The organism is Rhodococcus sp. SJ-2, from assembly GCF_053750035.1.
In genome coordinates, this window is the sequence record NZ_CM132340.1 from 5118278 (window position 1) to 5130874 (window position 12597).

General features: G+C 68.0%; 12 protein-coding genes. 7 read left to right on the top strand and 5 right to left on the bottom strand.

All coding sequences use genetic code 11. The features are described 5' to 3' along the window. Positions 1 to 22: 22 nt before the first annotated feature. Positions 23 to 1297 carry an acyl-CoA dehydrogenase family protein gene (locus ACSYG9_RS23900; protein ID WP_454840238.1) on the bottom strand — a complete coding sequence of 425 codons (1275 nt, stop codon included), beginning with the start codon at positions 1295 to 1297 and terminating at the stop codon, positions 23 to 25. Then, positions 1294 to 2442: an acyl-CoA dehydrogenase family protein gene (locus ACSYG9_RS23905; protein ID WP_454840240.1), complete on the bottom strand. Its 1149-nt coding sequence runs from the start codon at positions 2440 to 2442 to the stop codon at positions 1294 to 1296. Before ACSYG9_RS23905 ends, ACSYG9_RS23900 begins: the two co-directional genes overlap by 4 nt. Positions 2443 to 2581: 139 nt before the next feature. On the opposite strand from ACSYG9_RS23905, the gene ACSYG9_RS23910 reads away from it, so the two are divergent. Continuing rightward, entirely contained in the window at positions 2582 to 3373 is a 792-nt protein-coding gene (locus tag ACSYG9_RS23910; protein ID WP_454840242.1) for a precorrin-3B synthase, read from the top strand. Positions 3374 to 3424: 51 nt separating this feature from the next. After that, positions 3425 to 4909 (top strand): dihydrolipoyl dehydrogenase family protein, encoded by a 1485-nt coding sequence (locus tag ACSYG9_RS23915; RefSeq protein ID WP_454840244.1) that lies wholly within the window; start codon positions 3425 to 3427, stop codon positions 4907 to 4909. 250 nt (positions 4910 to 5159) lie between these two features. On the opposite strand, the gene ACSYG9_RS23920 is transcribed toward ACSYG9_RS23915, so the two are convergent. Further along, on the bottom strand, positions 5160 to 6269 hold the full coding sequence (locus ACSYG9_RS23920; RefSeq protein WP_454843032.1) for an FAD-dependent oxidoreductase: 1110 nt from the start codon (positions 6267 to 6269) through the stop codon (positions 5160 to 5162). Between the two features lie 72 nt (positions 6270 to 6341). Here ACSYG9_RS23920 and ACSYG9_RS23925 point away from each other — a divergent pair, with 72 nt between their 5' ends. The 5 genes from ACSYG9_RS23925 to ACSYG9_RS23945 all read left to right on the top strand — a co-directional run bounded on the left by ACSYG9_RS23925 (position 6342) and on the right by ACSYG9_RS23945 (position 11110). Further along, a complete protein-coding gene (locus ACSYG9_RS23925; protein WP_440124808.1) occupies positions 6342 to 6944 on the top strand; it encodes a TetR family transcriptional regulator in 603 nt (200 codons plus the stop codon). A 151-nt stretch (positions 6945 to 7095) separates the two neighbouring features. Beyond that, entirely contained in the window at positions 7096 to 7233 is a 138-nt protein-coding gene (locus tag ACSYG9_RS23930) for a hypothetical protein (RefSeq protein ID WP_440124809.1), read from the top strand. 374 nt (positions 7234 to 7607) lie between these two features. After that, positions 7608 to 8390: a pentapeptide repeat-containing protein gene (locus tag ACSYG9_RS23935; protein WP_440124810.1), complete on the top strand. Its 783-nt coding sequence runs from the start codon at positions 7608 to 7610 to the stop codon at positions 8388 to 8390. 90 nt (positions 8391 to 8480) lie between these two features. Then, positions 8481 to 9536: a tyrosine-type recombinase/integrase gene (locus tag ACSYG9_RS23940; RefSeq protein ID WP_454840247.1), complete on the top strand. Its 1056-nt coding sequence runs from the start codon at positions 8481 to 8483 to the stop codon at positions 9534 to 9536. Positions 9537 to 9664: 128 nt separating this feature from the next. Beyond that, complete coding sequence (locus ACSYG9_RS23945; protein WP_440124812.1) at positions 9665 to 11110, top strand: FAD-dependent oxidoreductase; 1446 nt, start codon at positions 9665 to 9667, stop codon at positions 11108 to 11110. 17 nt (positions 11111 to 11127) lie between these two features. On the opposite strand, the gene ACSYG9_RS23950 is transcribed toward ACSYG9_RS23945, so the two are convergent. Both ACSYG9_RS23950 and ACSYG9_RS23955 read right to left on the bottom strand, forming a co-directional pair. Beyond that, a complete protein-coding gene (locus tag ACSYG9_RS23950; RefSeq protein WP_454840249.1) occupies positions 11128 to 11577 on the bottom strand; it encodes a PaaI family thioesterase in 450 nt (149 codons plus the stop codon). 221 nt (positions 11578 to 11798) lie between these two features. After that, a complete protein-coding gene (locus ACSYG9_RS23955) occupies positions 11799 to 12542 on the bottom strand; it encodes a hypothetical protein (RefSeq protein WP_454840251.1) in 744 nt (247 codons plus the stop codon). Positions 12543 to 12597 lie beyond the last annotated feature (55 nt).

Consider the following 12597-nt stretch of genomic DNA (forward strand, 5'->3'; position numbering starts at 1 on the left):
GCCCCGAAGTGCGCGCGGCGGTTCACCTTCCGGTCGGCGCGCCGCGAGGCACGTCCCGGAACGCGAGGTTCGGGTCGTGGCTGCGCTCACGCGGCATCCCGAGAACCCGTTCGCTGATGGTGTTGCGGGCCATCTCGGTGGTGCCACCGGCAATCGTGAACGACTGTTGCATCAGGAAATCGGTGCCGCATTCGACGACTGCGCCGTCGTCCTCATCCCACGCGGCGCCCCCGGCGCCGGTCATCTCGTAGATGATCGTGGTGAGCCGGGTCGCTACCTCGCCGTGCATCAACCGGACGATGCTCGCGGCCTGGTCGGTCATCGCGCCGGTCGCCATGCCCTGCCCGATACGGTTCTGCAGTGCATTCTTGACCAGTTCGAGGGTGTCGGCCTCGCCGATCAGATCCCGAGCGAGGGGGTCGTCGAGGCGTCCGGCGTCGCGGGCCACCGCGAGAAGTTCTTCCGTGCGGGAGCCGCCGCGGCTGTTGCCCGCAGGCAACGTCGCGTACGGGGAACGCAACAACAGCCGTTCGTGGAACATCCAGCGGGTGCCGACGGTCCAGCCGGCATCGACCTCACCGATCCGGGCGCTGTCCGGGATCCGGACGTCGGTCATGAACTCCTGACAGAACTCCTTCGATCCGCTGAGCATCTCGATGCGGTGCACCTCGATGCCCTCGGCCTTCAGCGGCACCATGAACACCGTCAACCCGCGATGTTTGGGCGCATCCCAGTTCGTGCGGGCCAGGCACAACGCCCAGTCGGACCACCAGGCGCCGGTGGTCCAGATCTTCGAGCCGTTGAGGATCCAGTCGTCTCCGTCGCGCACCGCAGTGGTCACCGCGCCGGCCACATCGGAGCCGCCACTGGGCTCCGACAACATCTGCATCCACAGTTCCTCGCCGCGCAGGATCGCCGGGATGTGCCGCTTCTTCTGTTCCTCGGTGCCGAAGTCGAGCAGCACCGCCGCGCACGGCACGAAGGTCGGAGCCTGCAGCCGCGCCGGATACTCGAACCCTGCGAGTTCGTCGTTGAGGACCCGCTGGTGCGCGGGCGTCAGCCCTTGCCCGCCGTACTCGCGGGGAATGCTGACGCCGGCGAGCCCCGCGTCGTACAACGACCGTTGCAGCGCGCGGTCGTGGGCGACCGCGGCGAGTTCGTCCTCGTCGGAGGTTTCCTTGCGTAGTACCCCGATGTGGGCGGCGGGATCGGCGGGCTCGAGAGTCGCCCGGATCCAGGTGCGAGCACGCGCCCGGAACTCGTCGAGGGTTTCGATCTCGACCTCGGTCTGGGTCACTGTGCGCTCTCCTTCGACGTGGCAGCGGTGGCGATGACGGCATCGGCAAGCATCCGGCGATGCTCGGCGGGGGTGCCGTAGGTGGACCGGTTCGCGGCGACGCGCCGGGTGTACAAGTGCAGGTCGTGTTCGAAGGTCAGGCCGATTCCGCCGTGGAACTGCACGCATTCCTGCATCAGATCGGCGGCGTGGTCGCCGATGTAGGCTTTCGCCGCGCTCGACAGACGGGCCGCGTCGGGGGTGCCTGCGGCGACGGCGGCGGCTGCGCTGTCGCTGATCGCGTGGCACGCCTCGAGCCACATCTTCATGTCCGCGAAACGATGCTTGATGGCCTGGTAAGAAGCCAGGGCCCTGCCGAACGAATATCGGTCGAATGCCCACGCCACGGTGGTGTCGAACGCGGTCTGCAGCGCACCGACGGTTTCGGCGCAGCCCAGCACGATCGCCACGTGGCGGGCGTACTCGTCGTCGGCGGCGCCGTCCCCCGCAGTGCCGAGCAGTGCGCTGGCGGGAAGGCGCACCTCGTCGAACTCGACCTTCGCGTAGCGGCGGGTCAGATCCACCGAGCGCATCGCCGTGACGCGCACGCCGGGAGTGTCGCGGGGCACGAGCACGTGGCTGACACCGTCGCCGGTACGGCCGGTCACCAGCAGGATCTCGGCGGTGCCCGCGGCCTCCACGGGGCGTTTGGTGCCGTGCACGATCACCTCGCCGCCGTCGACGGTGATCGACAGCGCGGTGGTCGCGGCACGGGCCTGCGGAGGCGGTTCGGCGGAACACCACGCGGCGGTGACGGAGCCGTCGAGCAGCCCGGCAAGGGTCTCCGGGTGGCGACCGTGCCTGCCCAGCAGAGCCGCCACCACATTGGTCGGGACCAGCGGGCCCGGTGCGGCGTGACGGCCGAACTCGTATGCGATCAACGACAGGTCGATCAGGCCCGAGTCGCTGAGGGAGCCGCCGCCGTGCGCTTCATCGACGAGCAGGCTGGTCCAGCCGAGTTCGGCACCGGCACGCCAAAAGGCGGGATCGAATCCGGCGGCATCGTCGCGCAGGCCCCGCAGGACCGCGACCGGGGTCCGCTCCTGCAGGAACCGGGCGGTCGTGTCGCGGAAGAAGTCCTGGTCGGGCGTGGGTTCGAGCAGCATGCAGTGCCTCTCGTCTCAGGTAGGGGCCCACGAAGGAGCACCTCGATCTCAATAATGAGAATATAGTTATCCAATCCTGTAAAGGAAAGTCTCTTCCGTGCGTTTCACGAGACTTCCCCGCACCCGGATACTGGACGATGTGACCGCGACGAACCCGAGCGACGACCCCGCACCCGTAGACGTGCATCTGCCCGCCGGAAGACTGGCCGCCGCGCAGTTGCAGGCCCTCGCCGACCTCGCGCACACCCACGCCGGCGGCGTCCTGCACCTGACCCCGCACGCCCACCTGCGCCTGCACGGCGACCCCGCAACCCTGACCGCCGCCGTCACCAGCGCCGGACTCACCGTGGGCCATCCCGCACTGCCCCACCTGTTCACCTCCCCGCTCAGCGGCCGCATCGGCGGAAAATGCGATATCCGTCCCCTCACCGACGCAGCGCTCCCCCACCTCCCCACCGCACGCCCCGGCAGCACCCTCGGGCTCGACGACGGCACCGGCGACATCGTCGCGCTGACCCCCGATCGCGCGCTGCTCGCCCTCTCCGGCGACGAATGGACACTGGTCCTCGCCGGCACCGACACCGGGATCCGCCGAACCGACCCTGACGCCGCCGTCGACCTCCTGTTCGACGACACCCCGTCTTTCTCCGCGGACACCGCCCCCGCCGTTGCCCTTCCCGCACCTCCGAGCGCCCCGATCGGATGGCTCGACCAGCCGAGCGGCACCGTCACCCTCGCCGGCGGCCTACCCGGAGGTCTGCTCCCCGCCCGCCTCGCCGAGTTCCTCGCCGCCGTCGACCGCCCCCTCGTCATCACCCCTTGGCGCTCGATTCTGCTGTGTGACCTCCCCGAGCACATCGCCGAACAAGTCGTGCGAGTCCTCGCCCCCATGGGCCTGATCTTCGACGCCCAGTCACCGCGCCTGCACTGACCTCCGACGAACCACCCCCGCCCCGCACCCAAGCGGCCTACCGTAGAACGCGTGAGTTCCGAACCGGCCGACTCCGCATCCACCGACACCTTCGACGTCATCGTGCTCGGCGCAGGCCCCGCAGGCGAGAACGCCGCGCAGTACGCGATCGCCGGCTCCGACCGCACCGCCGCCCTCGTCGAACACGAACTGGTCGGCGGCGAATGCTCCTACTGGGCATGCATGCCCAGTAAGGCCCTGCTCCGCCCCACCCAGGTCCTCACCACCGCCACGCACATGCCCGGTGTCCAGCAGCACGTCACCACCGAACACGTCGACACCCCCGCCGTCCTGACCCGCCGCGACCGATTCACCTCCGGTCACGACGACTCCTCCCAAGTACTGTGGGCCGACGCCGCAGGCATCGATGTGATCCGCGGCCACGCCCACCTCACCGGGCCCCGCACCGTCACCGTCGACGGCGACCACCCGCGTACCCTGCACGCCCGCCACGCCGTCGTCCTCGCCACCGGCACCCTCGCCACCGTCCCCGACCTGCCGGGACTTCGCGCGGCGCTGCCCTGGACCTCCCGCGACGCAACGAACCTGCAGCAGATCCCCCGCCGGGTCCTCGTGCTCGGCGGCGGCGTCGTCGCCTGCGAAACTGCCACGTGGCTACGACAACTCGGCGCCGACGAGATCACCGTCGTGGTTCGCGGAGCCCGCCTGCTCGCGCGGGTAGAACCGTTCGCCTCCGACGCTGTCGCCGCCGCGATGCGCACCCGCCACGTGCAGGTGCGGTTCGGCACCGAAGTCACCTCGGTGACCCGCCCCGACGCCCGCGACACCGGCATCGGCATGATCCACGGCGGCCCCCTCACAGTGGAACTGACCGACGGCACCACCCTCGAAGTCGACGAACTCGTCGTCGCGACCGGCCGCCGACCCGCCGTCGACCATCTCGGACTCGACACTGTAGGGCTCGACGCCCGCAAGATCACCGTCGACGACCATCTCACTGTCGACCATCTCACCGTGGACGGTGTCGACGGCGCCTGGCTGTACGCCGTCGGCGACGTCAACGGCCGCGCCGCGCTGACCCACATGGGCAAGTACCAGGCCCGGGTGTGCGGCGACGTCATCGCCGCCCGCGCCGAGAACCGGCCCCTCGACGACCCCCGGTTCCGGGCGAGCGCCGACCACCAGCAGATCCCCCAGGTGATCTTCACTGTCCCCGAAGTCTCCGCCGTCGGACACACCGCCGACTCGGCCCGTGCCGCCGGACTCGACATCGAGGTGCTCGAGGCCGACATCGACGTCGCGGGTGCCACCCTGCACCGCGACGACTTCACCGGCCACGCGGCGCTGGTCGTCGACCGCACCACCGACGTGCTGGTCGGCGCCACGTTCGTCGGGTCCGAGGTCGCCGAACTCGTCCATGCCGCCACCGTCGCGATCGTCGGGAAGGTACCCCTCGACCTGCTGTGGCATGCCGTACCGGCCTACCCCACCATCAGTGAGGTGTGGCTGCGTCTACTCGAAACCCGCCGCCCCTGATACCAAGGTCTTTGCAGTGGTTATCTATCGGCGTTGTCTTCACATGTCCCGGAAATCTGCACCCGTGGACCCGAACCGGGCCAGAAGCGTTGAACGAATCGATACCCGTCGCCGCTGTAGCGCTCGTACCCGATGTCGCCATCGCGGCGAGGCTTCACCAGATACGGTGCACCAGCAGGCAGGTAGCGTCGGGCATGTCGAGGTCTCTGAGTGCGGGTCCGGCGCCACTCAGCGTCTGCGTCATTCGACATCAAGCAGGCATGGCCGGCATAAGGCGCATGACCGCGTCGCGGGTTGCGCCCGCGACTCCTCGAAGCGATGAGAGGCGACCGGTCAGTCGGGAGAGCAGAATCATTCTCGCCGTGCGGGCGCGACGCTCCGCGTCGTAGCGCCGCAGTGCAACAGGAACGTCGTGTTGGCTGGTGCGGATCGCATCGATCAGCGCGACGGCATCCTCGAACGCTTGGCTTGCCCCTTGGCCGAGATCCGGAGTCATCGCATGGGCGGCGTCCCCGAGTAACGCAACTCGCCCGACAGTCAGCGACGGAAGAGGCCTGGCCAGTGATGCTGTCTCTCTGACATGGATGCGTTCCGGATCCGTCGCGGAGAGCAGGTCGCCCACGGCCGGATGCCACTCCGCCCGGTCGTACCGCAACCACCGCAGAAGCGAGGAGGGATCGCTCGGCACCTGCTGCCGCGAGTCCCAGAGCGCGTACCAGTAGATGCTTCCGTCGGCCATCGGCAGTGTGCCGAACCGGCCTCCCGACCGGTGGTCGAGCATCTCACCGATGATGGGCGAGACGTCCTGCGTGAAGTCCGGAACAATCGCCTGCGCGGCATGCTGGCCTGACGGCTTCAGTCCGGGGTGCCCTGGGAAAAGGATTCTGCGCACACGGCTTCGGGCACCGTCGGCGGCGACAATGAGATCCGCGTGCATGGTCTCGGTCGTGCTCACAACGGAACCGGAGGCAGCGTCGACGCTCGTGACATGGACAGGACTCTTCACTGTCCCTTCCGGTAGGGCGTCACGCAGAATGCCGGCGAGGGTTCGACGCGGCAGCGCGACAATCGGATCAACTGCAGGCGTGGCCTTCTCCGCGTCTCGAACGCGCAACAGAGCGCGCCCGCCACGGTCTCGCGTGGTGCCGTCCCCATCCCCGGGTACGAAGTGGGCGCGGACAGCGTCGCCCAGCGCCAAGCGGTCGAGGGCCCTGATTCCGTTGGGCATGACACCTATTCCGGCGCCGGCCTGACTGATTTCCTCGGCACGTTCGAGGACGGTCACCTCGTGACCGTCCTGCGTGAGGCCCACCGCCGCGGCCAATCCGGCCATGCCCGCCCCGACGACGATTACCTTCATCACGACCTCCAGTCTCTACATTTGTTGAGGGATAGTATGTCCAACATACCTCAACAAACGTAGAGAGGATGGATGGTGTCCGATCGACGCACGGACCTGTTGGATGCGGGCTTACGTGTCCTCGCTTCGAGCGGAATGCGCGGCCTGACGCATCGAGCCGTTGACGCGGAGGCCGGGCTGCCGATGGGCAGCGCCACCTACTACTTCCGCTCTCGTGTGGAATTGGTGCGTGGGTGCACCGACCGCCTCCTCGAGTTCGAACAGGCACCTCTGCTGGGCGAAACGGACTCGACGGCAGAAGACATCGTCGACGCCGTCGTTCGATCTGTCGTGCGCATGCTGGGCGAGGAACGTGTTCGGACGCTTGCTCGCCTGGAGCTGACCTTGGCTGCTGTTCACAATGAAGAACTTCGCGTCACGATGCGCGAGCGTGGGGCGTTGGCGGAGAGGTGGAGGGCGCAGATGCTCGCTTCCCACGGAATCGCTACCCCCGAGGCTGCGAGCGAACTCGGGGCAGTCGTCGATGGACTCGTGGTCACCGCGCTTCTTCTCGGACCCGAGGAACCCGACGCGATTGCACAGTGGTCTCGTCCGGTGATCCGCGCCGTCATCGACCGTTATATTCCGGGTGACCCGCAACACGCGAGTTGTTCGCTGCATCCCCATCTGCGATGAGCCCGCAAAGTCTGCCGTGGCAGCATGCGCTGCCGCATCGAGTCGGTAGCGGGTGTGTTGCCCGTCCAGCACCACGAACGTCGGATCGTCAGCAAACTCGGTGGCGATGCAACGCACCGCTTCCGAGCGTCGGGACGCCGCGGCCAGATAGATGTCCACACCCCAGATCGGGCTCGACAGCTTCCACGACCATCGGGCGTTGTTCGCTCTCACGCAGGATCAACCACCGGCGAGTCGGGTCACGATCGGGATCGGTGAGGGCGTGGTAGATGATGCGTGGCGGCGGTGACTGGATACGCCGCCGACGCACAATTTCCGGCATATTGCACCCTAGCGTTGCGGATGTTCACGCCATGGTGGCGACGCCGAGGACCATGCCCGGCTCCTCGAATCGATCCGCTGACACAGTGGCCTCCCGCCCTTCGAGGGGGCGCTGCCGGCTCTCATCAACGGATGCCGCTGCCAGTGCGTCCGGGAACCGGGCCGAGGCCCTGCTACTCTCCGAAGCAGTGAACACCGATTCTTGTGCGTGACCTTCGAGCCACGCGTCGATCGTGAACGACGCCGCCTGCGCGCGGCGGTGATTCCGTGTGCCCCGAGCAGGGGGACCATGACCGGTTCCCCAGCTTCGCCTCCCACCGGATCACACCCTTCGGAGTTCCCATGCCCCGCACCCACCTACTTGGCGACTGCCGCAACTGTGCTGCCTTGTGCTGCACCGTCTTCGGATTCTCCCGCTCCGCCGATTTCGCCACCGACAAGCCCGCCGGAACACCATGCGCACACCTCGCATCCGATTTCGGCTGCACGATCCACGACGTCCTGGCCGCGCGCGGGTACCGCGGCTGTACCACGTTCGACTGCTTCGGCGCCGGGCAAGCCGCCACCGCACGGGTCCCCGGCCCCCTCACCGGGGCAGTGTTCCCGAGAATGAAACAACTGCACGAGATGCTCTGGTATCTCCACGAGGCCACCGACCGCGCCCTCGACCCCGACGACATCGCCGGCGCCGCCGAACTGGCCGAGACGATCACCGGACTCACCCGACTCGAGGCATCCGAATTGGTCGCTCTCGACCTGGACGCGCTGCACGAGCAGGTACGCAACCTGCTCGTCGACGTCAGTGAGGTGATCCGCGCGTCATATCACGCCACCGGCACACCCGATCCACGACTGCACCCCGGCGCGGACCTCGCCGGCCGGTCTCTGCGCAGCCGCGCCCTGTGCGGCGCCGATCTGCGCGGGGCGTGCCTGATCGGCACGGATCTGCGCGGCAGCGATCTGAGCGCGGTCGACCTGCTCGGCGCCGACCTGCGTGACGCCCGACTCGACGGCGCCGACCTGTCGTCGGCGCTGTACCTGACCGGTCCGCAGATCGCCTCGGCGCGCGGGAACCACGACACGGCACTGCCGCATTGGGTACCGCGCCCGACGTGGGACCGGTGAGCACCCACCGGCCCCACCGAACCTGTCGGCCCCTCCTGGCACACTGGATTCGCACAAGCGTACGACAACCACGGGAAGGTGGCTGCTCCGATGACGAGCCGGGACAAACCGCCCCTCCTCGACTGGGTCGCGTCGTACCTGGAGACCTTGCAGACCGCGAAACGCTCGGCGCACACCGTCAAGGCATACCGCCTGGACCTGCACGGGGTGTGTGCCGCACTCGCGGCGGTGCGTGGTGCCGCACCGGACACCCTGACCATCGCGGATCTCACGATCCGCGGGTTGCGGTCGGCGTTCGCCGCCTTCGCGCGGGAACGCCAACCGGCGTCGGTGCGTCGCGCGTGGTCGGTCTGGAACAACTTCTGCAACTTTCTCGTCACCGAGGGGCTCTCCGAAGGCAATCCGATGGCCTCGATCGCGCAGCCGAAACGCCCCGAACACACCCCGAAAGCATTCAAACCGGCCGCCGTCGGGCAACTCGTCGACACCTTGACCCGCGACGCGCAGCACCCGAGCGGGTCGTCGCGGGACTGGCCGCAGCGGGATCTGGCGTTGGTCGCGACGCTGCTGCTCACCGGCATCCGGACGGAAGAGCTGATCTCACTGGATCTCGGGCACATCCTCGGTGGACTCGAAGCCCCGGTGCTGCGCGTGCACGGTAAGGGCGCGGTCGAACGAGAGATCCCCCTCGAGGACAGCTGGACGGCGATCGTCTCTGCCTACCTGCAGGAACGCTATTCCAGGTTTCCGCCGCTGCGGCGATCCGCGCTCGCCGACCGCGCCGACCTGCCGGTGTGGGAGCGGCACACACCGGCAGATCCGTTGTTCGTCGGCGCCGATGGGCAGCGCATCACCCGCGGCACCCTGCAGTATCGGGTGCGACGGGTGTATCGGCGGGCGGGTATCGAGTCCGAACGCAAACGAGGTGCGCTCGCGCACGCGCTACGGCACACCTTCGCAACTTCGCTGGCCGACAACGGCGCGACGATGGTCGAGTTGCAGCAACTGCTTGGGCACCGGTCGCTGCAGACCGTGCAGATCTACACCTCGGCGACGAACGATGCGGTGCGGCACGCGGCCCGCCACAACCCGGTGTACGGGTTGCTCGGCGGCACCGATCGCGCTGTGAGTGACGGCGAGAGCTGACAGACTGAGAACCGAACCGCAGTGGCATCGAAACTGCAGTGGCATCGAAACTGCAGTGGCGTTGAAACGGGCGCTGAAACGCTGGGCCGTCGAACCGCTGCTGTACCGAGATCAACGAAGGAGCTTGCATGAGCGTCGAATCGGTGGGATCTGCTCGTCATCGCGTAGTGGTGATCGGATCGGGGTTCGGAGGGTTGTTCGCCGCGCAGGCACTGGCCCGCGCCGACGCGGACGTCACGCTGGTCGCGCGCACCACCCATCACCTGTTCCAGCCGCTGCTCTATCAGGTCGCGACGGGCATCCTCTCGGTCGGCGACATCGCCCCGGCCACGCGCATGGTGCTGCGCAAACAGGAGAACACCCAGGTGCTGCTCGGGGAAGTCGACGACATCGATCTCGAGAACGGCACGATCACCTCCCAATTCCTGGAGCGTCGCACCACCACCGGCTTCGACTCGCTGATCGTCGCCGCAGGCGCCGGCCAGTCCTATTTCGGCAACGATCACTTCGCGGAGTTCGCGCCCGGCATGAAGACGATCGACGACGCACTCGAGTTGCGCGGCCGAATTCTCGGCGCCTTCGAGCAGGCCGAATTGTCGAACGACCCCGAGGAGCAAGCGCGGTTGCTGACGTTCGTGGTGGTCGGCGCGGGCCCGACGGGGGTCGAGCTGGCCGGTCAGATCGCCGAGCTCTCCCGCCGCACTCTCAAGGACACCTTCCGTCATATCGACTCCACGCGGGCGCGGGTGGTTCTGCTCGACGGGGCATCGGACGTGCTGCCCGTCTACGGCGGGAAGCTGTCGAAGAAGGCACGCAAGACCCTCGAGGGCCTCGGGGTGGAGATCCAGCTGGGTGCGATGGTCACCGGCGTCGACGCGGACGGCCTGACGGTCAAGGAGAAGGACGGCACCGAGCGACGTCTCGAATCACAGTGCAAGGTGTGGTCGGCGGGCGTAGCGGCGAGCCCGCTGGGTCAGCAACTGGCCGAGCAGTCCGGTGCCGGGATCGATCGGGCGGGTCGCGTCGAGGTGCTGCCCGATCTGTCGCTCCCGGGATATCCGAACGTGTTCGTGATCGGCGACATGATGTCGCTCGACAAGCTTCCCGGGCTTGCGCAGGTGGCGATGCAGGGGGGCAAGTACGCGGCGAAACAGATCATCGCCTCCCTCGCGGGGCAGACCCCGGCCCAACGGGCCCCGTTCAAGTACTTCGACAAGGGGTCGATGGCGACCATCTCGCGGTTCAGCGCGGTTGCGAAAGTCGGCAAGCTCGAGATCAGCGGGTTCCTCGGCTGGATCGCCTGGTTGTTCATCCACCTGCTGTACCTGGTGGGGTTCTCGTCGAAGATGTCGACATTGTTGTCGTGGGCGCAGGCATTCTTCTCGACGGGACGTAACGAGATGGCCGCAACCGAGCAGCAGGTGTTCGCGCGGATCGCCATCGAGCGACTACGACACCACGAGAACTCCGTCACTGCGGGCAACGGCACCGCCGACGGGAAGGACGCCGCCGACGGGAAGGACACTGCCCAGAACGAAGGCGACTCGTCGGCGGCCCGTCGAGCGGCAGGCTGACCGCCCGGCGTGCGCCGTCAGTTCCCGATGCGGGCGCTGTCCTCGATGTTCGCCAGCCGCACCTGCCCCTGTGAGACGACACGCTCCTTCTCGTCGGTGATCACCACCCGCCACAGCTGCTGAGTGCGGCCACGGTGGATGGGGGTGCCGACGGCGGTGAGGACGCCTTCGCGGGTGGCCCGCAGGAAATCGGTGTTGTTGTTGACGCCGACGACGTTGCCGCGCTCACCGAACCAGGTGGCGCCGCCCATGCTCGCGATCGTCTCGATCACCGCGCAGTACACCCCGCCGTGCACGATGCCGTAGGGCTGATGCTGATCGGGGCTCACCGTCCACTGCGCCCGCACGACGTCGGCGGTCACTTCCAGGAACTCGAGCCCGAGCGCGGTCCCGAAGCCGGCGCGGTTGAAGGTGGTGATCTCTTCGAGGGTGGCGGCGGCGGGATCCGGAAGGGAATGATCGGTCATGTCTAAGCGTGCTCCTGCTCGATCGGGGCCGGCCGGGTCGCCGGTTGCCGTCGAACGATGGTAGGGCATGGAGGTTTTCGCCTGCCGGTGCGGCAACCATCCGAGCGGTCCGAACGTAGCGGCGGGCCTCGCGTGGTGATCGCGAGGCCCGCCGTCGGGATGGACCGGGAGTCGCTGCAGCCCTCAGGACTCCGGCACGGTCCGGTGTTGCACGCCCCCAACTATAGGGAAGCCTGACCTAATCCCACAAGGCCTCGCACCGGGTGGCCCGCGGCAACGAACGCGTCGAGCAGTTGCTGGCCGCGTCGCGCCGCGTCGCGCCGGGAGGCGCCACCGAGGACGGGCAGTTGCGATGCGCCGGTGACGATCGTGCGTCCGACCATCGCCCAGAAGCGCGGGCCGTCGAGCGGGGCGCATCGCTGCACGGCCTCGTGCACCGCGGTCAGGGCCGTCACCGCGCGATGGGCAGTCCACACCGCCAGGGCCTGCTCGCACGGCAGCACCACGACCCCGCACTCGGCGGCGGCCCGGTCTCCGGGGAGTACGCGCAGGGTGTCGTCGGCGACACCGGCCCAGTCGATGCAGCCGTCACTGTCTTGATGCAACCAGAGATTGTCGAGCCCGGGATCCCACGCGCGCCCTTCGAGAGCGAGTGGTGCCAGGACCCGGCCGACCACGGCGTGAATGAGGGCGGCAGCGACCTGCTCTGCGGCGATGCGCGGTTCGTCGACGTCCTCGAGGGAGCGTCGGTAGAGCAGTTCGACGCGTTCGGTGCGTTCCGCACTGCCGAGACTCCACCAGCGGCGCTTGGGCTCTTCGTCGATACAGGCCACGGCGTAGACGCGGGGAGATCCCGCGGCAAGGGCCCGCAGGCGGGTGCGGGTGTCCTCGAATGCGCGGATGCTCCGGTCGTCGAACGTGGGGACCGGAGCGGTGGTGGTCGGTGGCAGCAGCAGAGTCGTCATCCGACACCTCTCTTGTCGACAGGAACCCAGCGGTTTGCTTAGGTAAGGCTAACCA

Coding starts and splice junctions, on each gene's coding strand:
- ACSYG9_RS23905 (WP_454840240.1), bottom strand. CDS start 2,442: ATGCTGCTCGAACCCACGCCCGACCAGGACTTCTTCCGCGACACGACC.
- ACSYG9_RS23920 (WP_454843032.1), bottom strand. CDS start 6,269: ATGAAGGTAATCGTCGTCGGGGCGGGCATGGCCGGATTGGCCGCGGCG.
- ACSYG9_RS23925 (WP_440124808.1), top strand. CDS start 6,342: ATGGTGTCCGATCGACGCACGGACCTGTTGGATGCGGGCTTACGTGTC.
- ACSYG9_RS23930 (WP_440124809.1), top strand. CDS start 7,096: ATGTCCACACCCCAGATCGGGCTCGACAGCTTCCACGACCATCGGGCG.
- ACSYG9_RS23935 (WP_440124810.1), top strand. CDS start 7,608: ATGCCCCGCACCCACCTACTTGGCGACTGCCGCAACTGTGCTGCCTTG.
- ACSYG9_RS23940 (WP_454840247.1), top strand. CDS start 8,481: ATGACGAGCCGGGACAAACCGCCCCTCCTCGACTGGGTCGCGTCGTAC.
- ACSYG9_RS23945 (WP_440124812.1), top strand. CDS start 9,665: ATGAGCGTCGAATCGGTGGGATCTGCTCGTCATCGCGTAGTGGTGATC.
- ACSYG9_RS23950 (WP_454840249.1), bottom strand. CDS start 11,577: ATGACCGATCATTCCCTTCCGGATCCCGCCGCCGCCACCCTCGAAGAG.
- ACSYG9_RS23955 (WP_454840251.1), bottom strand. CDS start 12,542: ATGACGACTCTGCTGCTGCCACCGACCACCACCGCTCCGGTCCCCACG.